20 protein-coding genes and 1 pseudogene are annotated in these 21,470 nt (G+C 38.1%); 7 read left to right on the top strand and 14 right to left on the bottom strand.

Annotated elements, in window-relative coordinates:
* Positions 1-98 precede the first annotated feature (98 nt).
* Positions 99-866 carry a DUF4384 domain-containing protein gene (locus ACOWPH_RS30700; RefSeq protein WP_015217671.1) on the top strand — a complete coding sequence of 256 codons (768 nt, stop codon included), beginning with the start codon at positions 99-101 and terminating at the stop codon, positions 864-866.
* 281 nt (positions 867-1,147) lie between these two features.
* Entirely contained in the window at positions 1,148-4,921 is a 3,774-nt protein-coding gene (locus tag ACOWPH_RS30695; RefSeq protein WP_015217670.1) for a tetratricopeptide repeat protein, read from the top strand.
* Between the two features lie 271 nt (positions 4,922-5,192).
* Here the strand turns inward: ACOWPH_RS30695 and ACOWPH_RS30690 are convergent.
* A pseudogene (locus ACOWPH_RS30690) lies at positions 5,193-5,618 on the bottom strand (YrrC family ATP-dependent DNA helicase); the annotation flags it as partial.
* A gap of 263 nt (positions 5,619-5,881) precedes the next feature.
* On the opposite strand from ACOWPH_RS30690, the gene ACOWPH_RS30685 reads away from it, so the two are divergent.
* From ACOWPH_RS30685 to ACOWPH_RS30670, 4 genes are all read left to right on the top strand, one after another.
* Positions 5,882-6,673, top strand: a complete 792-nt coding sequence (locus ACOWPH_RS30685) for a ParA family protein (protein WP_015217667.1) — start codon at positions 5,882-5,884, stop codon at positions 6,671-6,673.
* A gap of 2 nt (positions 6,674-6,675) precedes the next feature.
* A complete protein-coding gene (locus ACOWPH_RS30680) occupies positions 6,676-7,797 on the top strand; it encodes a ParB/RepB/Spo0J family partition protein (RefSeq protein WP_015217666.1) in 1,122 nt (373 codons plus the stop codon).
* Between the two features lie 373 nt (positions 7,798-8,170).
* The gene (locus tag ACOWPH_RS30675) at positions 8,171-9,112 is read left to right on the top strand and encodes a ParM/StbA family protein (RefSeq protein ID WP_015217665.1); all 942 of its coding nucleotides are present in this window, start codon (positions 8,171-8,173) and stop codon (positions 9,110-9,112) included.
* Positions 9,113-9,186: 74 nt separating this feature from the next.
* Positions 9,187-9,471: a hypothetical protein gene (locus tag ACOWPH_RS30670; protein ID WP_015217664.1), complete on the top strand. Its 285-nt coding sequence runs from the start codon at positions 9,187-9,189 to the stop codon at positions 9,469-9,471.
* Between the two features lie 95 nt (positions 9,472-9,566).
* On the opposite strand, the gene ACOWPH_RS30665 is transcribed toward ACOWPH_RS30670, so the two are convergent.
* From ACOWPH_RS30665 to ACOWPH_RS30640, 6 genes are all read right to left on the bottom strand, one after another.
* Positions 9,567-10,232 (bottom strand): hypothetical protein, encoded by a 666-nt coding sequence (locus ACOWPH_RS30665; RefSeq protein ID WP_015217663.1) that lies wholly within the window; start codon positions 10,230-10,232, stop codon positions 9,567-9,569.
* A 2-nt stretch (positions 10,233-10,234) separates the two neighbouring features.
* Positions 10,235-10,702, bottom strand: a complete 468-nt coding sequence (locus ACOWPH_RS30660; protein ID WP_015217662.1) for a hypothetical protein — start codon at positions 10,700-10,702, stop codon at positions 10,235-10,237.
* Positions 10,703-10,705: 3 nt separating this feature from the next.
* Positions 10,706-11,728 (bottom strand): tyrosine-type recombinase/integrase, encoded by a 1,023-nt coding sequence (locus ACOWPH_RS30655; RefSeq protein ID WP_015217661.1) that lies wholly within the window; start codon positions 11,726-11,728, stop codon positions 10,706-10,708.
* Positions 11,729-11,918: 190 nt separating this feature from the next.
* Positions 11,919-12,332 carry an HNH endonuclease gene (locus ACOWPH_RS30650; protein WP_015217660.1) on the bottom strand — a complete coding sequence of 138 codons (414 nt, stop codon included), beginning with the start codon at positions 12,330-12,332 and terminating at the stop codon, positions 11,919-11,921.
* A 9-nt stretch (positions 12,333-12,341) separates the two neighbouring features.
* Complete coding sequence (locus ACOWPH_RS30645) at positions 12,342-12,728, bottom strand: hypothetical protein (RefSeq protein WP_015217659.1); 387 nt, start codon at positions 12,726-12,728, stop codon at positions 12,342-12,344.
* Positions 12,729-12,849: 121 nt separating this feature from the next.
* Positions 12,850-14,436 (bottom strand): ATP-binding protein, encoded by a 1,587-nt coding sequence (locus tag ACOWPH_RS30640; protein WP_015217658.1) that lies wholly within the window; start codon positions 14,434-14,436, stop codon positions 12,850-12,852.
* A gap of 211 nt (positions 14,437-14,647) precedes the next feature.
* On the opposite strand from ACOWPH_RS30640, the gene tumA reads away from it, so the two are divergent.
* Complete coding sequence (gene tumA / locus ACOWPH_RS30635; RefSeq protein ID WP_015217657.1) at positions 14,648-14,878, top strand: antitoxin TumA; 231 nt, start codon at positions 14,648-14,650, stop codon at positions 14,876-14,878.
* Between the two features lie 386 nt (positions 14,879-15,264).
* Here tumA and ACOWPH_RS30630 read toward each other — a convergent pair whose 3' ends face one another.
* From ACOWPH_RS30630 to ACOWPH_RS30600, 7 genes are all read right to left on the bottom strand, one after another.
* A complete protein-coding gene (locus ACOWPH_RS30630; protein ID WP_015217656.1) occupies positions 15,265-16,932 on the bottom strand; it encodes an IS1634 family transposase in 1,668 nt (555 codons plus the stop codon).
* Between the two features lie 230 nt (positions 16,933-17,162).
* Positions 17,163-17,276 (bottom strand): DUF86 domain-containing protein, encoded by a 114-nt coding sequence (locus ACOWPH_RS30625; protein ID WP_250973254.1) that lies wholly within the window; start codon positions 17,274-17,276, stop codon positions 17,163-17,165.
* Between the two features lie 160 nt (positions 17,277-17,436).
* Positions 17,437-18,651 (bottom strand): RNA-guided endonuclease InsQ/TnpB family protein, encoded by a 1,215-nt coding sequence (locus tag ACOWPH_RS30620; RefSeq protein ID WP_015217654.1) that lies wholly within the window; start codon positions 18,649-18,651, stop codon positions 17,437-17,439.
* 120 nt (positions 18,652-18,771) lie between these two features.
* On the bottom strand, positions 18,772-19,038 hold the full coding sequence (locus ACOWPH_RS30615; protein WP_015217653.1) for an HNH endonuclease: 267 nt from the start codon (positions 19,036-19,038) through the stop codon (positions 18,772-18,774).
* Positions 19,039-19,181: 143 nt separating this feature from the next.
* Complete coding sequence (gene iscB / locus ACOWPH_RS30610) at positions 19,182-20,465, bottom strand: RNA-guided endonuclease IscB (protein WP_015217651.1); 1,284 nt, start codon at positions 20,463-20,465, stop codon at positions 19,182-19,184.
* A 207-nt stretch (positions 20,466-20,672) separates the two neighbouring features.
* Positions 20,673-21,080: a hypothetical protein gene (locus ACOWPH_RS30605; RefSeq protein WP_015217650.1), complete on the bottom strand. Its 408-nt coding sequence runs from the start codon at positions 21,078-21,080 to the stop codon at positions 20,673-20,675.
* A gap of 25 nt (positions 21,081-21,105) precedes the next feature.
* On the bottom strand, positions 21,106-21,396 hold the full coding sequence (locus ACOWPH_RS30600) for a nucleotidyltransferase family protein (protein WP_042466298.1): 291 nt from the start codon (positions 21,394-21,396) through the stop codon (positions 21,106-21,108).
* Positions 21,397-21,470: the final 74 nt, after the last annotated feature.

Below are 21,470 nucleotides of genomic sequence, written 5' to 3'. Positions count from 1 at the left end.
TTTCACTAACAGCCATATAAACACCTGTATAACTTTCTGCTTAAGGTATATAAGTTTGTATATAATTTATGTAAAAAATCTTTTACCTTTCTCTCATCATGGCGAAACGGACATTGGTAGCATCACCAAAAGGTATTGAAAAAGCTAAGTATGCCCTGATACGTAAAAACTGGACTCAACAAACTTTGGCTAATGATGTCCATGTAGCTTCTTGGGCAACTATTAGTAAATTTTTTAACGGTGTACCTATTAGTTATCATATCTTCATTGAAATCTGCACCATGCTGGAATTAGATTGGCAAGATATCGCCATATCATCTAATCTAGATATCACAGAAATAGAAAACCAAGAACAGCCACTTACACCCCTTGCAGAAATTTGGCAGCAACTGCAATCATTGGGTTCTTCTACTGAAAAAATGGGCTTGGTGTTAGTTAAAGAAGAAACATTAGCTTGGAGTTGGCAGACTAATAGTATATATGAAAAGTCTGTATCTATAGGTAGTCATATTCGTTTTGAAATTAATCTAGAGAGTTCAGGATATTTATTACTTATACAAAAAGATACTTCTGGAAAAGTTTACTGTTTTTGTCCTTCGTGTTTTGCACCACAAGCACAATTGAATCAGGGTAAAACTGTTTTACCACAGGAAGATGCACCTATGAAGTCTTTTAAGATTGAAGGTGAACCAGGTAAAGAAATAATTTTTGCAGTAATTACAGAAGAAATACCTAATTTAAATTGGTTGCCTCAAGAAAATGATGAACCATTGGAATTAACAGAAAACCATCTCAGTCAATTATTCAATTTTATCAGTAATCATAAAGACTGTAGAGTTATGTATACAGAATATGAGGTAAAGTAAAAAGTAAAAAGATAAAAGTAAAAAGAAAATCGGTTCTTCGGGTGTTTTTATGGAAAACCTGGTTCAAAATCATTGAAAGCCTTATTGTGTAGACATTTCATTTAAAATATGGGCATAATTGTTTATAACCCTTACCCCATAAGGATTTTGTTATAATCAATCCTCAATCACCATAAAAGAGACGCAAGAGCCAGAAAATCTTCATAAATAAATTTAGGGGCTTCAAACCATTTTTCTTTTTCTTTCTTTTGCCTTTTTACTTTTTACTTTTTAAACACATTATGGAACAAATTATTAACCAATTAATTCAACTTAATTTAAAAGTCGTGGAACTAGCTGGACAAGGTAATTTAAAACACGCTATGACTGTTGCCCAACAAGCTGTAAATATAGGTGTAAATCAGCAGTTAACAGAGAATTCTGCATATTGTGACAGCTTGAATAACCTAGCAGAATTACATCGGATTCAAGGACATTATTTGGAAGCAAAGCCTTTATATTTACAAGCTTTAAATATCAGAAAAAAACTTTTTGGTGATGAACATCCTGATGTTGCTCAATCTTTAAATAATTTGGCAGCACTTTATCATGCTCAAGGTAACTATCCAGCAGCAGCAGAACTATTTTTAGAAGCTTTAGAATTGTGGAAAGTATGTTTTGGAGAAGAAGATTTTGAAGTTGCCACTACTTTAAACAATCTAGCAGAAATTTATCGAGAACAAGGACAATATTTAAAAGCTGAACAAGTGCATTTAGAAGCCTTAACGATGCGAAGAAGTTTATTTGGTGATGAACATCCTGATATTGCCCAATCTTTAACTAACTTAGCGGCTCTTTATACATCAACAGGACGCTATTCTAATGCAGAAGAAATGCACTTGGAAGCGTTGGCAATGAAAACCCGATTGTTTGGAGAAGGACATCTTGATATTGCTTCCAGTCTGAATAATTTAGGAAAAGTATACGATGCCCAAGGACGTTATTTAGAAGCTAAAAGCAAGTTTTTAGAAGCCTTAGAAATATGTCAAAAAAATCTGGGTGAGGAACATCCATATATAGCATTTATTTTAAGTAATATTGCCGGAATTTATCAAGAACAAGGATCTTACCTAGATGCAGAGAAAAAGTATTTAGAGGTCTTGTCAATGAGAAAACGTCTGCTCAGTGAAGAGCATCCTGACATTGCCAATAGTTTGGATCATTTAGGAGAAGTTTATCTAATTCAAGGTAACTATTTAGTAGCTGAACAGAAGTATCTAGAAGCTTATGATCTGAGAAAGCGTTTGTTTAGTTGGGAACACCCTGATATTGCCGAGAGTTTAAGTAATCTGGCAGTAGTTTTTACATATCAAGGACGTTATATGGAGGCCAAGGAACAATATTCACAAGCATTACCAATGCTGGAGAAATTATTAGGGAAAAAACATCTGTCAATTGCTCATCTTTTAAATAATATGGCAGGACTTGATGAAGCACAAGGAGATTATTCTGAAGCAGAACAAAAATATCTCAAAGCTTTAGAAATTCAAAAAAATATCTTAGGTAATGAGCATCCAGTTATTGCTGATACTTTAAACCAGATAGCAGCACTTTACCGCATACAAGGACGATACTCGGAATCAGAACAATTGCATCTAGAGGGTTTGGCAATGAGAAAACGCTTATTAGGAGAGCATCACCCCTTTATTGCAACTAATCTCAATAATTTGGCAGTATTATATGATGATTTGCATCAATATGATCAGTCAGAATCATTACTTATAGAAGCTTTGGAAATTGTTAAAAATGTGTTTGGGAATGAACACCCACACGTAGCTAGTAGTATGAATAATTTAGCTGTTATTTATGATTTTCAAGGACGTTATCAAGAAGCAGAAAAACTACATTTAGAAACATTAAAACTCAGAATATTATTATTAGGTGAAGAACACATACAAATTGCTAATAGTTTAAATAATTTGGGAGAATTGTACTTTTCCTTGGGACGCTACCAAGAAGCAGAACAGAAGTATGTAGAAACTTTGGCGATGAGAAAGCGTTTGTTAGGAGAGGAACATCCCGATGTGGCATTTAGTTTAAATAATTTGGCTACTTTATTAGCTGCTACTAATCGTCCTGATGAATCTTTGTTATGTCGTATCCAAGGTAGTAAAATTAACAACAAGATGATTCGGAATATATTTGCGTTTAGTTCTGAAAGCGATCGCTTGGCCTTCTTGAAAAAAATCAGAAACGATTTCGATCTCTTTCTCTCTCTAGTCAACAAACACCTATTTAATTTAGATAGTGCAAAACTTGCAGCATTCGATTTTGTCTTACAACGTAAAGCTCTAACTGCGTCTGCCTTGGCATCTCAAAACGCAGCACTCTACAGTGGACGTTATCCGCAACTACAGGTACAGTTGCATCATCTGCGTGATTTAAACACCCAACTTATACACTTAACTTTTTCTGTTCCCCAAGCCGGAGCTACGGGAGTGAATGAGTTGCCAAATTACAGAGAAAATTTAGCACAGTTACAAGTTCAGTATAATTATTTACAAAAACAACTAGCGTTGCAAGTACCAGAAATTCAGTTGTCTGAGTCAAATTTTGATCGTCAGGCTATTGCCAAAGCATTGCCTATTGACTCAATTTTAGTCGAGTTTGTCCGCTTCAATGTATTTGATTTTCCAGCAATCCAGGCACAGGGGGAAACACAATGGCATCCACCCCGATACTTAGCCTTTGTTTTCAGAAGTGGGCAACCAGATACCATACAAATGGTAGATTTAGGAGCAGCAGAAACCATTGATCAACTAATTCAGGTATTTCGCTTACAAGCATCCGACTATACCGAACCCACATTAGCTTGGAGTAAAAATAGTCAGACACCAAAGCTACAAATTAAACCCTATAATTCCACACCTGCTATTAAACTTAGTCAAGCACTTTTCCACCCCATCCGTGACTTAGTGAAAGATTGCAGACATCTAATTATTGCACCTGATAGTAATTTAAACTTAGTACCATTTCAAATTTTGCCTTTTGGTACTACAGGGTCACGTCTATTAATGGATGAGTATATCATCAGTTATCTCAGTGTCGGGAGAGAAATTCTCCGTAGCCAAGTTAAGCCACCAACAGGTTCTATTTCTGCACCATTAATTATTGCCGATCCTGATTTTGATTTAACGGCAGATTTAACAGTAGATGCAACTACAGATAGAAACACTAGCAATATACTTAGACAACCAATACCAGAATTACTTACTACTTTCATCACAAAAGGCTTGTCCCGCGCTCCTGGAACAAGGTTTTTGGGAGAAAGTGTGGCAAAAAAACTCCCAGATGCCAAACTATACTTAGGCGCAGAGGCACTAGAAACCCGCCTGACAAGTAGCGAGTGTCCCAATATCATGCTAATTGCGACTCATGGCTTATTCCAAAGCAATTCTGAGTCACAACCAGTTACCAAGAAAGGTAACTTATTAAGTATGGAACATCTGCGAAAAATTAAAGTAGAAAATCCCATGTTGCGTTCTGGGTTGGCGTTAGCTGGTGCTAATACTTGGTTATCTGGTGGTAAGCTCCCAAAAGATGCAGGCAAAGGCTTTTTGTTTGCTCAAGATATTGCTAGTTTAGATTTGTGGGCGAATGAATTGACGGTTCTTTCTGCTTGCGATACGGCTAGAGGCGATATTCAGATTGGCGAAGGTGTGTTTGGATTACGTCGCGCTTTTGCAGTGGCAGGTTCAAAAACTTTAGTTATGAGCCTGTGGCCAGTTCCTGACAAAGCTACGGCTCTGCTAATGGAGCGTTTCTTTGATAACTTGCAATCTGGTATGGATCGGGCTGAGGCTCTACATTCTGCTCAGAATTATATACGCAACATTACTGTTAAAGAATTACGAAAATCTGCTTTAGGTTTGGAAGTATTAAAAACATTATTAGATGTAAGAGAATTAACCGTAGATAGCAAAATTAGTTGTCAAGAATATGACACCCCTCTAAAGCATCCTTTTTATTGGGGAGCTTGGATTTGTCAGGGAGAAACAGATCGATTGGTGATTTAGTACAGCATGGCATAAATAAACTAACCATTCTCAATCTCTACAACCCACATTCTGCTTTATCTTACGAATAAGCAAGAACGATTACCCCGTATCCCCTCATTGTTAAAGTCTAGATTCCCAAGTCTTCAAAATATGCTTTGATATGTTTATCTAATTCCTGTAATGCAAGTTCTATAGTGCGATAACTACCTTTGCTTTCATAAACTGTTCCACCATAATCATAAGCTCTAACAAAGGAATTGATATGTTCACTTTGTCCAATTTCTATCCAACCTCGTTCTTCGATTAAACGGTCAATTTGATTTTCAATGATTTCTAGTGTTTCCGTTCCAAAATGGGCAACAATCCGTTTTGCTGTGACGGGTCCCACACCTTTAATTAATCCACTACCCAAATACTTTTCAATCCCTGTAAGTGTAGCTGGTTTAGTTTCTTTATAATTGATTACTTGAAATTGTGATCCATATTGGGGATGTTCACGCCAGAAACCCGTTAGTTGTAGTGTTTGCCCTGGTTGAATATTAGCAAAACTACCAACAATGGTTGTTAAGTCTTTGATACTGGAGCGAGTTAAGCGTGCCACTGTGTAGCCAGACTCACCCGAGTAAAAAGTGAGCCGTTCTACTACTCCCGTAATTGTTTCTTGGGGAATAGAAGCATTTATTTGTTGGTCCGTTGGGTTTGGTGCAGTGGACATTATGCGTTAAGTGGATGCCAAGTGCAGTCATGACAAAGTTGTATTTTTAAAGCAATAAATAAAAGTACAATCATAGTATATTTTTACTAAAATGTATTATGGAATTGGCTGCTGTCAGCAATTCCAAATTCAAATTTTGACAACAGGTACAGAATACCTTGAGGATAAAGGAGTATATCTTCAAGGGCATCACTTTTTTATAACAATGTACATTTTCCCTATTTCCATGTCGGATTTTAAAATACGACAGAAAAAGTCACCTTATGAAGCAGATAGTTCTTTCACTTATAGCTAACGCTGGTGGTGTAGGCAAAACCACACTGAGCGTACACATTGCCTATGAAATGAGTCGGCTAGGCTTTGATGTGGTAATTATTGACTTAGATCCACAACGTTCTTTGGATGTATTTTGTGGATTACCATCGGCTGACGTATCAACCACTTTAGTTAAGGTATTATCAAAAGATTTCCAAGGAGATTGGGATTTAATTTCGGTTTGGGAACAATCAAAAACTCAAGTTTGTCAGGGACATCCACTTTTAGCGGAAATAGCCAATGAATTAGTTATCCGCAAACGAGGAGAGTACACACTAAGCGATCGCTTAAAAAAATACCCTTTGCCCCACAATCTAGTAATTTTGGATTGTCCGGCTACTTTAGGAATGTTAAATGTTAATGCTTTAGCTGCCTCAACCCATATATTAGTTCCAGTGCAATTGGAAATGAAAGCTATTTCTGGTTCAGCAGAATTAGTAGAGTGGTGTATTTCTACAGGTGATGAATTACAGTTAGAACCTCGCCCACCAATCTTGGGATTTGTGCCAAGTATGTATGATGATACGGTGGCAATGCACAGGCAATATTTAGAGCAATTACCAGAAATTGCCGAACATTTACATTTAAAGCTTTATCCTAAAGTTCGCAACTCAAACGAATTTAAAAATGCCAGCGCTCACGGCTTACCTTTACAAAAATACCGTCCCAAACATCCTGCTTGTAGAGATTTTCAACAAATTACAGATGATTTAGCAGCATTAATTCAGGAGAACAAATAATCGTGGCATTACCTAAAATTGCTAACAAATTTAGCGGCGCAATACAAAAAACAGAGCAAGAGCAAAAAGTGGCTGAACTGCAAGCCGAGATAGAACGATTGAGAGCCGCCCAATCTCCAGATTTAGAAAATGAATTGCAAGAACTCCGAGAACAGCTGCAAAACCAATCAGGAGAATCACAAATTGATTTAGCTCTCATCGATCCTAATCCTGATCAGCCTCGGCAAACAATTACACCAGAACTTATACAAGCGAAAGCCCGGTTACTAAAAAAACATGGACAAATTTCAGCAGTAATTCTGATACCACAGGGGAATGGTCGTTACACCTTACTAGATGGACAACTCCGGACTGAAGCAGCTAAATTGCTGGGGTGGTCAACTATTCGTGCAGTCATAGCGGCAATGCCTAAAGACTTAGATCAATCGGCATTACTAACTTTTCTTGGCTTTGAAGATTTGAATCCTTTAGATAAAGCAGAGGCAGTATTTAAAGAAGTAATTAAGTCTACTGATTTGGAAATGGATGAAGTTGCCACAATGTTAGGCACGGTGATTAAAAGAGTAGAGAGAGATGGCAACAGTAAAGAACTAGCAAAGTTAATGGCTGTGAACGCTGATGAACAACAGCAAGGCTTAGAACTATTGGGGATTACAGGTCGAGAACAGAGTCTACTAGGAGTGCTGCTAGAGTTGGGATTAAATCCGAGTTCGGTGAAAGCTAATCTCATGCCGATGCTGTACCTGTCTCCAGATTTAAAACAGGCAATTCGAGAACAGGGACTAAAAGGCGCTCATGCTTTAGCGTTGGCAACTCTCTCTGCCAAGACATTAGACATATCAGAAAATCAAGCAGCCTCTGAACGGATGATGGCCACAGATGAAGTTTTAAAGAAAAATCTGACAGTAGCAGAAACTCGTGAACTCATTAGAAACATTAAGACTAAGTATTTGAAGTCACAGAAAAAAGAGTTAAAGGAAATAAAAACCATACTTCAAAAAGTTAATGGAATTTCTGAAGATTTGCTCACCAGAGCTAGTAGTAAACAACTTCAAGAAATGCGCTCTCTATTACAGCAGAAATTAGCAGAAGTTGAGAAAGTGATTGCCGTGAGTGAATGGTGAGTGATTTCAAGAATCCTTTTTAAATAGTGTGCAAATATTCACAAAACCACTATAAATTACTAACTAAAATTAATTTTGGGGTATAAGTAGGTGTTTTATAGGGGTTAAATATACCTCAAAAAGAGATTAGAGACTTATATTTATTTCCTTTAACCCCTATGTATGACCTACTTGTAGCCTTTATAGGAGTTAATTAGGGTATATATTGCCAAATAAAATTAATTTGGGGTATATGTAGGGGTTATATAGGTCATATATATACCCTAACAAGAAATAAGAAAATAATTAAACTTTTAGCCCCTATCTAGGGTATATATAGGTGATACTCAGGGTATCTTTGTGCCGCCCATTTTCTGTACCCCACTTGACCCCCATGCCCAACATTCACGCCTTACAAAAAATTTTTCCAGCAGGATTCGATAACGGTTACGGCAGCTTGAAACTTTTTGTCGATGGATTTGAAGTTGTTCGTATCCCCAGCTATATTTCCACAGCAGAGATGGAAGATGTACCAGGAAGAATCGTCTTCGATGGTGCAGCTTACACCGTGGGAGAATCTGCCTTTCGTACAGGTTATCATTTTGACCGCAACACAGACCACAACGAAAACAAAATTAAAAATGCACTGTTGATGTTATTTGGTGGATTAGCACATCTGCCACATCGTAAAGCTTGGCATTTAAAATTAGTAGTCAGCTTACATGACATAGGACTAGCAGAAAATTTAAAACAAGCACTCAACGGAGAATATCAACCAATACTGGCAGGTAAAAAATCAGATGTCACCCTAGAAATAATCAAAGTTGTCCCAGAGGGAATGGGTGCATTGTTTGGGCATCAACTTCCACCCAAGCTCACAGTTTTAGATTTTGGTAATGGCACCACACTCTATTCTCGTTACAACCAGGGAAAGCGAGAAGTTCACACCCCCTACCCAGCAGGTGTAGAAGTTCTCATCGAAGACATTGCCGAAAAAATGAAACATCTCAACGGGGGGAAAATCGGTAACGCCTCCCAGATTCGATTTTGTTTGGAAAGGGGACATACCAAATACAGTCGTGACATTGATATTAAAGATATCTACACCAGTTGTTTGAAAGATTGGTATGAAAAATTCTTAAAGAAACCCGTAAGTCTGACATTAGATGCCAATCACCAGGGGGATGAAATTTGGGCGATTGGTGGAGGCTGCTTGTTACCTGGATTTAAGAAGCTATTGGAGAAGAACGGGTTCAAAATTCTGGACAATCCGGTAGAAGCTAATGCCTATGGATTGCTAGAGATGGCAAAAGCCATGATCAACAAGACTCTCTAGCCCTCTTGATCACCCCTGGCTTGAGTAATGATGCGCGAATTTTGAATCAACCAATTTGAATGGGAACGAAGCCAATGACACCGGAAAAAGTTCGGATTAAAGATAGCTACCGAGAACGTATATTCGCCGAATCACAGCAACTAGATAAAAGTTACCTAGAGACGCTTTACTTTATCATTGATTGCTATTTTGCTTTCAAAAAGGGTGCATTCCCTATGCAACAAGTAGTTCATACCCCAGCTTTCAACCCGATTGCTACCAACCAAAGTCCACAAGACCAGCTTCCTTCAACTCCATCACCACCGGAAAATCCCAAAGATGCTGATGGCGAAACATTCACCCTTGATTTTGATTTATAACTGTTATACCTCGTCCATCTTGGAAACTGGAAATTTTCCTATCAAAAAACTACGAATTTCAACTTAGACCGGGTTTATGTCTTGGTGTGGCTTAACTAGTGATTAATGATCCAGATATTTTGGCTGTGATAAAAATCGCCGCGTTGCTCCAAGACAAACTCACCCAGCAACAGTCCCAGCCACACCTCCACCATTGGCATCTGTAACATACGTTGAAGTTTAGTTAAAGAAATTTCACCTTTGATCTGTGCAAGATAGTGAGCGATCGCACTCTGCCATTTTTGCACATCTTCATCACTAGCCAAATTATAAACATCCTCTAAACTCGTCACCTCTTCCAACATTGCCAAGACTTGCGCCTTTTCCACAGGTGCTACCATTGAATCACCTGATTCACCAGTATAAGAAAACTGATGCCGTCCATGTGGTTGAAAAGTCTGTTGTACTGGGGTTTCAATCAAATCATCCAAATCCAACTGCATCGTCGTTCGCACCAAGCCAGCAAATATATCGTTACTGATAACGGGTCCATCTGGATGATTTTGGTCACGTACATCCTGTAACAGTGACTCAGCGCGAACTTTGAGAATATCTGCAATTTGAGTAAAAGCCAGTGCTGCGTTTGATAACTGTGCTCCTACAGGTAAATCATGCAGTTCTGCATCCAAACACTTCCAAACCGTAACCAATGAAGATGTCGCTGGAGCTTCTGACATCTCATCCAAGATATCCCAGATTGTTAATTGGCGGTATATGGCCATCTTTATGACTCTGGATGTAATGGACAGGGGCGGACTGGACAATGGTTTGGGCTAATCTCAAACATATCCTTATATTGATACAGTGAGATACTGTATTGTTGAGCAAAAGCTTGTAATACCTGGTCAGTATAGGTGCGTATCTTGCCAGCCGTTAATCCAAAACAGTGAATGGATTCCAAGCGACAAATTGGTTTTTGTCCCAGCCACAGTTCTGCACCCAAGGCGTGTAATGGCTTATCTCCCGATTCCTTATATAGATATAGCACTGCAAAATATGTTGTAGGTGGCTCAACTGTTATCGCATCAATTTCTGCTGAATTATCTTCAGTTCGGCGGCGGTAAAAAGAACGGCGATTGTGACAAACTTGAGGATTCCAACATCCATCCCCTTCTGTTCCATGCAGTACTTTTGCTTTAGAAGTTGGTAATTTAGCGCATAGCTGACATTTAGGGTCTAGCGGTTTTGGCATCGTTTACTCTACTTCTGTTTCTTCGCCAATTGCGCGATAATAAGCAGAAATCGCCGCTTCTTGTTCACTACGCAGTGTATAGCGTCGAAATGCTCTCTCGCTTTGATGTCCTGTCAGCTTCCGAGCATGGGTAGGATCAATACCCAACAGTAATAAATCAGTAGCATAGGTATGACGAAAGGAGTGAGGATGCAAACCTTCAACTTCAGCAATTTCCCCTATTTTTTCGATAGCAAAGTAAATACCGTGATAACTCAAACGTTCGCCTTGATATGAAGCATGGTGTGAAATCATCAATGGACTCAGGCTAGTCAAAACCTCTCCCTGTTGTTCTCGCCATTGCAAATACTCTGTAACGACTTCCCGGCTGTCTTGACGCAACGGCACTAAGCGCGGTTCATTAGTTTTCGTATCCGGTAAAAATAGCAGCTTGCCATCAAAAGACCCAGCATTTAACTGTACAACTTCCCCAGCCCGCAGTCCATGACTGAGAATGTGAACCAGCGCCGTATCTCGTTGCTTTGTCTCTCCCAGCAACTCCAACGCTGACCATACCCGTTGCATTTGTTCTGGTGTTAAACTTTGGGCAGGTGGTAGGGGTACTTTTTCTAGTTTGATGCCTATTGTCGGATTGGTAGCAATGATATCAGGATACGTATAACACATCCACTTAAAAAAGCTTTTGAGAGCCGCAATCCCCGCATTCATGCTGCTTTTAGAAAGAGGTTTACCAGTATCAGTACGTACATTATCCCTCAAGTACTCTTTATACTGCCCAAAATGACGTGGACGCAGATCATGATAGTGCAGTTCTGTCCAAGCTAAAAACCTCTTCAGTTCTCGTTCGTAAAGCTTACGGCTGTTAGGCGCAAGGTTGTTGCTGCGTAAAAACTCCTGTACCTTGACAAAACGAATATCAGTTGGTGCGGTGGTTTTTGCACTTATTTTATTGCCTTTTGGTTTTCTTATAACTCCGGTATCTTCAATTGGAATTAATTTAATTGGTGGTAATTCGGCACTTTTCATAATTTTTTATTCAATAAATTGAATCAATAGTGTTAGTCCTTAATTTGGAATAAAACTGGAGATTTTTGGAAAATGATGTGATTTTTCATTAGCACTAGTCAAATCGATTTTAAAAAAATGTAAATACTCGATTTAAACCATCCATTAAAACTCAATTTAATCCTGACTCTATCTGTCATGTAATTAACACTTACGGATATTTTTCTTGGCTCATTAACACTTTCCTTTCTAATACCCGATTGGGAATATTAAATTGAAGTAATCTGGTAGTGGCTTTTCCCATCTGTGTTTTTCCCTCAATTCTCGCACCTCCAAAATAGAAATGGTCTGACCAAATTTGACGGCGTGGGTTAAACAATGGGACAATTTCTCCTGTAGCTGCATCGATAGTAGCGAAATCAGAACCTTTATGACGATTGCATGATAGACATGAAAGTGCTAGGTTTTCCGGCGCGGTTTCACCTCCATGTTTAACAGCGATAATATGATCTACTTCGTGAGTATAAATCGAATAATCCTGGTGCAGTAAGCAATATTCACACCGTCCTGAAGCTCTATTTACAACTAGCTTCCTAAGTTCTGTAGAAATTGAATTAGAAGGCATTTTCTTTAATTAATTTTTCATTGCACGTACCTTTAGCAAAATCATCATATGTTCTAATTGCTCGTAAACATCTAATTCTGCAATTTCTATGGGAGTAATTGTACCAAAACGGTTTTTTTCTAATAAAGATTGCAGTCGTCTTTGAGTATTAGGTGAGACTTTAAAAGCAATAATTTCTGCCGATGTGGGACGTTTAACCAAGAAATCTAGCACTTCCTGGTAAACTTCGGGAATTTCTTCCGTTGCTGTATCAACTTGAGACTGCTCACTTGTTTGTTGAGGTTCACTACCCAATAATAGCCAAAGCAATTCAGGTAAGCGACTGTGCAAAGGTTCTAAACGGTGAGCCAGTTCATCCGGTATTTGAATGTTTAGTTGTGCCACGCTTGAAACCATTAACTGATCTGTTCACTTGTATTATGCTGTAAATTACATTGTAATACAAGCTTACAATACAAAATAAGTAACTCTTATCTTTTATCCGATAAAATCTCCGATTAATATCTCCTCTCCCCTCTTACTCGAATAATTCCCGATGCTGATAAGCAAACCGTGAAACATCCTGACTTGACACAGGTTGAGCATAAATAGCCTGATTGCGAATAGCTTGCATTTGTTCTGATTCTCGCTCCATAGCCGGAGTAAATAGCGATCGCTGTTTCAACAAATCCTCAAACTCAATCTTTCCTGCTCTACCTTGAGCAAAAGCATTCTCAGCGCAACGACGCACAGCATTACCAATTTCTGCGGGAGTGCAAATTCTATACTCAGCTAAAAGCCTCCGCCATTGCTCATCACTCCAAGGCGAATCATTACCTCGAAAAGCTGGAAAATACTTAGCTAAATGTAAATTGAAAACTTCGTATCTTGCCCCCTCATGAGGTAAATCTACAAAAAAGATATCATCAAAACGGCGCACTAATTCCGCAGGTAGCATTTCTAGACGGTTGATAGTAGCAATCGTATAAACAGGTTCTTGGTGTTCCTGCATCCAGGTTAACAATCCCGCAGACAAACGCCGGGCTACACCTCCATCTGCATTCGAGTCCCAACCTGCAAAACCCTTGTCAAAGTCATCCCAGTAGAGAACACAAGGAGCAAGGGATGTTACCAAAGCAATAAATTCCTTTAAGGCTCGGTCAGGATGAGGGCTACCCAATAATACACCCCAATTAGCGGCTAACAGTGGCAAGCCCATTTTCTTGGCTGCTAACTTAGCCGACAAACTTTTACCAGTACCCGGCGGTCCCCATAACAACATTCCCGTGGGAAACTGCAAGTGATATTTTTGTGCTTCTGGTTGCAGCAAACAGGTAATAGTTGCTAACCTTGTTTCCAGTAAATCTAACCCCGCAGATGAAGGGACATCAGGTTGAGCAATGTACTCTAAACCTCGACCCTTTAATTTGTTAACTTTATGATCAAGAACTAATTGGGCGATGTCCTCAAGTTGATCTGTAAAACCTAAACATTGCTGTAGTAGCAGATTTATCTCGCCTCTGGGTAAACCTTGACAGGCACGAATTAGCAATTGTAGTGCTTGGTTTGTTGAAGTTATCTTTGAGTAAGAATAGCCATTGGCTAAAGTCGAGTCCGAACAACAATCAAAAAACTGCTGTACAATCAGTTCTACCTGCTGTTGGTTTGGCAATGGATTAGACAGTACAGGAATAAAAGGCTGTAATTCTAGAGGTAGTTGAACGTAAGTTTCCAGTAATACCCAGTAATTATCTTGCTGACTCCACAAAGATTGATGATAAGCATTCAGTAATTGATAGCTAAGTTTTTGACTGATTTGGCTACCATCTTCTTCGTTGAGCATCCCCTCCAACAAATAAATACCTGGTTGATAGTCTGACAAAAGATACTGAAGAATATCCTTATTGTTACCCCTATGAGTTGACCGTAAGATGTACTGACCTTGATGCTGAATTAATTGTTGTAGTTCACAGTAACCGGGATTCCAGAGAAAGACTGACAAAGACTGCTCCTCACCCCAATGATAAAACTGCTGTAAAATCTGCATTCTATCAGGCGTATGATATTCTACAGCTACAATTGCAGTATTTTGGTTAGCTAAATTAGGCCAGTCTGTCAACTTCATGAGTTTGATTTTAACGACTTACTTTCCCCTTGTAGAGTAAATTGATTACTAATGCCTTAGCCTTATGGACAATTATTAGTGACCAGTGGGCTATGTTTTTTATTTGAGCAATAGCGATACATTTAGCGCAACGTAGAATCAGGCGTAAAGCCAGGCATTCGGCACTAGATTTACAATATGATTAAGTTAATCAAATTAAACAGATAAATAAATGCGTAAACAAGTTATCGAATATACATCTCCACTAGATGCGTTGATTGCCCTTACTAAACAGTTAAATGTTTATGAAATCAAGTACCAAATGAGTTCTGAAGATTTTTTTGACAAATATAGCCAAGGAAAAACTTCTGATGATGAAGTGTTTGTCGAATGGGCAGGAAATTATCAGCATTATCTAGCTTTACACCAAGAAATAACCAGCAAACTCCAAGATGTCGCGTAAACTTATCCAAGCGTATTTAGATGAAATTGAGCAACTTTTACTCAATTGCTCTAATGCATACATTGAGGAATATAGCGCAGTCATTTTAACCCACATTCCGCAGATGTGACTCAGATTATTGATATTTTTGAAAAATTCTAGCTAGGAAAATTTTATCTACCTAATTTTCCTGATTGAATTTAACTTTATTTGCCAAAAAATAGAGCTTATTAAGTAAGAGAACTCCACAAGTTTTTAAAATAGATTCTCTCTCTCAATTAAAGTAGTCATTTTCGGTAAAATAAACATGACAATTAAAGCCAAGAATATTTCCGTCTTCGCTAAAAACTTCTATTTACTACTTTTACCCTTGAACTTTCTACATCTTTTAGGTCAAATAAACCACATCAAGTAATTAGATAATATTTACTACAACTCTTTCCTAAATATCTGACAATCTTTTCACGTTCCTCCGTTAAATTGCTCATTTGTTTCTGTCCATTTATGATTACCAAATGTACAGCCTGAAACATCTGAAATACCCACCTCATTGTCGGTTTATTTGTGATTTTCTTAACTTGATTTCTAATCCCATCATCAAATTTAGCTAATTCTTGCCTTAATTTTCTTTGGGCAAGGTTATAGACTAACAAACACAATCCCATTATCATTGCTATTGCTTCTACTCTTTCCGGGGTTTTGACAAATACGCTTGATGTAAAAAACAATGGGTCTTTTAAAAATCTAAATCCTCTTTCGTTAGATTGTTGGGCTTTGTATTCTTCTAATACCTGTTCATCACTCAATTCATTTCTATCTAATACATTCGTTGCTAATATAAATCTCCCTGCTTTGATTTTTTCAGTTTCTATTACTTCTCCCCTTGTTTCTATTTCACCTTTAACTTGATATTTTATTTGACTTGGTTCGGTCAATTTGCTTGGTCTACCTGCTGTTTTATATTCTGGTTTCTCTATGTATTCAATTTCTTTTATTTGGTGATATTTCCAGGATTTTGATAGCTTTTCTATTGCTATTTTAGCATCTGCCTGACAGGCAAACTCTTGCCTGGATAGTTTACTGAGTGCGGCTTTTGCTTTTGATTCCTGTTTTTTTACTTGTTTTTCTACCTGTTGGATACTTGATTTTTTTCTGATTTCACTTTCGACGATTATCCATCTTTGTTTTATGCCTCCATATTCTGATTCTTTGGCTGCTATTTTATAGCCTGGTATTTGACCATTTTTCCATTCTGATTCTTTTATATCTACGATTTTATTTTTTGCTTCTTTGATACTTAGTGGTACTCTTGTTATCCATTTCAGTTCTCTCATTGCTGCTAAGTTTTCTGTTGTATACAAGGCACTATCTGCTACACTTATTCCCTCAAATGTCCATTGTTTTTTAAATTCTTTTAATCTCTCTACAAATACACTTTTATCATCTACATTTCCTGAGTCTACTTTTAAATATAATGGGATGTCTCCATCTCCTGTTACTATCATGTCTATGATAAATTGTTTGAGGTCTGGTCTTTTATCTCTTGAGTATCCATGAACTATTTCTATTGCTTTCATTTCTTGTTCTCTTTCTAATTTATCCTCTGCTGTTTCTTGTTTTGTTTGTTCTATTTCTTCGATTTCTTTTTTGTACTCTCCTTCTACACTCATTGATGTTCCATCTAAATGGATAATATCCGTTTCTACTTGGAATTTATGGGCTGCTTTTATGGCTACTGCTGTAAATATTTTTGTTGTTCCTATTTGATGATATTTGTCTAGTTCTCTTCCTAGTTTGTCGTCATTTAAATGCTCTGGTAATACTCCTTCTCCTATTAGATGTTCTGTTGCTTTTCCTACGAAAAATTCTCCAAATAGGTATAATGGGGCGCTTAAAAACCCTAATCCATTTAAGATCATTGCTTTTACTACTTGTCCTGGTGTTAGGGTTTCTTTTGTTTTTATTCCTACCATTTTATTCACTTCTTCTACCAATTCCATCTCGTCTATTATTCCCGCTACTATTCCTAAATGGTCTATATCTAGGGTTTGTATGGCTTCTTGAGACTCTTTCATGGCTTTTCCCCTCTCTATTTGACGCTTATTATTTTAACAAATAAAAGCCTGAAATCTTTGCTAGGCAATCTTTTCAGGCTTTTCTTTCTCTCAATTTTTAATTCCTAAATTTGCTTTAGTATCTGCGGAATGTGGGTTTTAACGACAGAGCGGGCTAATCTCCGCATTAGGATACGTTTTGCGATTAGATATTTACTAGCAGTCAGTGAAACTTTTGTTGTTGTAGATAATCAGATTAAATATACTGCTTTTAGTGATGGTAAAAAAAGCTGAACCGTAGCCCATACAACCGCCACATCAACCTGCCAATATTTATATATCAGCATATTCTCTAATTCATTCATTTTTATTTAATTCCAATTGAGCAATTATCTTACGGACAGGCAGATACTCCACACGATTCACCCGCCCAATTGGCGTTAAAGGCTGAATCATACCGCTTTCTACATCAAACAAAAAATGCTCACCCCAATTATCCTTTCTCGGATGTTGACACTCTCAGGGCTAAAGCCGCTGAGATTCTTTGATCAAAGACATGACTTGCTCAGACAGGATTACTCCAACCTGAGTAGAGGACTCATCTCCTAAAGCGTTACTCATGTCTAGCATGAAGGTTTCGGTATGCCCTACCGTACCCAATCCCCGACGAAGGATATTTCTAGCTGCATTTTCATCTCTATCCATGACACAACCACACCGACAAACGTGGGTGCGAGTAGATAGAGTTTTCTTCACAATTTCACAACAGCTAGAACATTCCTGGCTAGTATATTGCGGATTAACCGCAACTGTGAGCTTCTTGAACACCTGACCAAAGTATTCCAGCCAGACACGAAACTGATACCAAGATGCGTCGTTAATAGACTTAGCTAAACAATGATTTTTCACCAAATTTTTAATTTTCAAATCTTCATAAGCTATCAAGTCGTTAGACTGAACTACGTACCGTGCTAACTTCACAGCATGGTCTTTACGTTGCCTACTTATTTTGAGATGGCGTTTTCCTAAAATCTGTCTAGCTTTGCCCCGATTTTTTGAACCTTTTACCTTTCTGGAAACACGACGTTGCGAACGTTTAAGAACCTTTTCTCCAATACGGAGAAATTTGGGATTCTCAATCATTACGCCCTCAGAATCGGTGTAGTATTCTTTCAAACCTACATCCAACCCAATTGTATTTCCTGATAGTGCTATATCTTCTTGACGGTTGACATTAATACAAAATTGAACATAAATACCGTCCGCACGTTTTACCAATCTTACCCGTTTAATTTGGTTAATTTGGTAAAAATGCAGATCACGAGTTCCTTTAAGTTTTAATCGCCCAATCCCTTTTTTATCGGTGAAGGTGATAAACTTACGGTCATCGGTTAGTTTCCAGCCAGAAGTTTTGTATTCGACAGAACGACAATCTTTCTGGAATTGAGGAAAGCCCTTTTTACCGGAAACCCCTTTTTTGCAATTATCATAAAACCGAGAGATAGAAAACCATGCTCGTTCTGCACTGGCTTGTCTTGCCATTGAATTGAGTTCATTTGCAAAGGGGAATTTAGCAGCAAGTACGGCACAATATTTGTTTAAATCATTTTTGCCTGTGTTTTTCACATCTATCCATAGCCGAATACAGCTATTGCGAATAAACTGTGCAGTCCGAATTGCATCACCTACTGCTTTTATTTGCGCTGACTTCCCGTAAGCTTTAAACTCAAAAACAAGCATCTTTTTCCCTCCCATTTTGATGCTACTCTGTCTAAAATAGCAAGCCCAGTAGAAAGATGACTGCGACTAAAGTCGCAGTAGTCGCTTATATCTCAGCCCTAAAGGGACTGAGTTTTACACTTACCCAGTTATTTTATAAAGTCTCACCGTATCACCAGATTCTGGATCAATTGAAGCAATATCACTACCTTTAGCCTGATTACATAGCGAACAGGACAGCGCCAAATTTTCTAACACCGTTGCACCATCATGTTTTTCTGCAATCACATGATCAATCTGATGAGTAGCCAAAACCAACATCTCTGGAATTAAACAATACTCACAACACCCCTGAGCGCGTTCAAATACAATTTGTCGTAAATTGCTAGGAATATAAGTTTTACTCATCTAAACCTCCATTCCTCCCATCACCAAAACTGTACTCAGTTTGGTGATGGGAGGAATGGAGGGTTAATTGTGAAACGTCCCTTGAGTAATTTTGTGCGCCAGCACAAACAATGAGAGAGACAGTTGAGCAATTAACAAATCTTTTATTTTCCATATTCGTAACCGTCCTTTTTGTGAATTGATTTACAGTATTTGTAAGAGATACCTTGAATCAGTCCAGACACTGTTGAGATATTGAAACTACCGCTAGTCCTCACCGCTACTCGTCCGATATATGCCCCAATCTTTTTACCTTTTGTGACAACAGCTTTAACAATGTCTCCGGTTTGAAAACCATTAACAAATTTGAACCTGGGGACATATCTAGAAGGAAAACCGTATTTGTCAGTTCTGCAAGATTGTCTAGTGCCGTGACCGTTAGCTGTAATTAACAATGGTTTAACACCTTTGATATTGAGAATTGGAGTTAATTGACCAACACAAGCTGCATCAATCCAGTGCGTTTTCTCTAGTTTCTGTTGACTTCTATTGAATTTTGTTAGCCCTCCTGAACCAGTTTCTACAGGTAATCCAGTCGCTTTTAAAACTTTTAGTAATGCCAATCGAGTTGTGTTGACGGAGGCCGCATCAGCTAATGGTCTTTTGGCTTGCTTCAGTATTTTTTCTAACCTTGATGGGTCTTTTTTGAGGAAATCTTTGATATCTTTTGTCCCCTTCTTGGTATTACATTTCTCGCAACTTAAAGTGAGATTTGTAATTGAATCACTACCACCTTTGGCTCGTGGATGAATATGCTCTACTTGAAAAGGAACGTCTTTCACTCCACAGTAGGCACATTGTCTATCCCACTTTTCTAGTAAGTATTCTCTGGTTTCGTAACCAGCTAAAGTTCCTTGTTGATATTCCCTACCTTGAAGATCAGGATTAGCCATTAACTGCATATCAAACCGTACCAATTCTTGACTAATCGCCCCAATTGGTGCAAATTGGCGCAACTTTTTCACCCAAGTTTTGATATTCTCAATTCGACTTTGTAAGCTCGGTGCTAACCATCCCTCTGGACGTGTTCTATTCAAGAACCTTGGTTGTCTGTAACGAGTTTTTCTTGCACGTCTAGAACGTCTTAATTGTCTTCTAGAAGTTAAAGCATCTCTAATTGCAAAGCCTCTATGTTTTAATTCAGCAGCAAATACAACCTCGCCAGTTGAATCGTTAACTAATGCCATTCCCGTAAATTTTGCACCAGGATCAATCTTTAATCTCAGCGACGATACTGGGGAGTCAGGACGCGATTCTTTGAGAATAATTGTGAACGGAAACTGTCTAAATATTGCTGCTTTTTTGTTTCTTAATAGTTGTCTGGCTTGTGCAGAATGAATTGGATTTAACGGTATGAAGTTGGTATCTAAAACAAATACTTTGGACATATTGTCCCTCCTTGCGGGTAATGTTAGCTTTGACAATGTTAGAGGTCGGTAACTATCTTAAAAGCACTGGTTTAACCCTTAAGCCTGTTTAACTTTTAAGTTCTAGAGCAGGGAACTAGCTACGCATCCCTTGATAGGTCTTTAACTCTTACCTCTAACGTAGTTCGGTCAAGAACTGAGTCTGGTCAACTAGGCTTTTACAAGCCATCACTTACCCGTTCGCGTAGCGTCTCGCAGAGAAGGGAAGTGATGGGTGGTTGACGCACCTTGTTGTAACCTGAGCAGAGCTTGAGCTTTAGCAAGACGCACTAAATGCTCAATAAACTCATAATGTTGCCACAGACACAAATCCCTTTCATCCAAACCTTGATTACGATTTTTGTCTAAAAGAGATTCAATTTCAGCCTGAACCATAGGCGAAAGACGGAGAGTTAAAATTTCTTGAGGAGATGGTAACTTTGCCAAAAACTCTAAAACTTCAGTTAGTCCAGAAAAACCCGTCGCCGGATTAGCACTAATTTCTCGCAATCCTAAAGCCAAAATTTGGGGTAAATCTTCCTTACGAGATTCTAAATTTCGCGCCATTTCATCAGGTATGTCTAAAGTAATTTGCATAATTTTTTGCTCTCAGTAATATAAATTAGGAGTTACGCATTGACAAAACACACTCACGAATCCGTGGTTTAAGCCCGTTCTTAGTAACAACATCCACCTTTAAGCCAAACAACTGACTTAAATAATCTCTAAATTCCACCAACATTATAAAAGTAGGCACTGTTTCATAATCAACCAAAATATCTATATCACTTGCTTCCGTCTCCTCACCCCTAGCATAAGAACCAAAAATCCCAATTTCTGTAATTTGATAAATTTCACAGAGAGATTGCTTTTGTAGTGATAAAACTTCCCGAATTTCATGAATACTTTTCATCATCTTTTATCGTCAGCCACAGTTAATTTAATCTTAACAAATACAATTATTTCCGCATTGCTTGCAATTTTTCC

It is taken from the genome of Anabaena sp. PCC 7938 (assembly GCF_049315035.1).
GTDB lineage: Bacteria > Cyanobacteriota > Cyanobacteriia > Cyanobacteriales > Nostocaceae > Anabaena > Anabaena cylindrica.
This window is presented reverse-complemented; position numbering and strand designations above follow the sequence as displayed.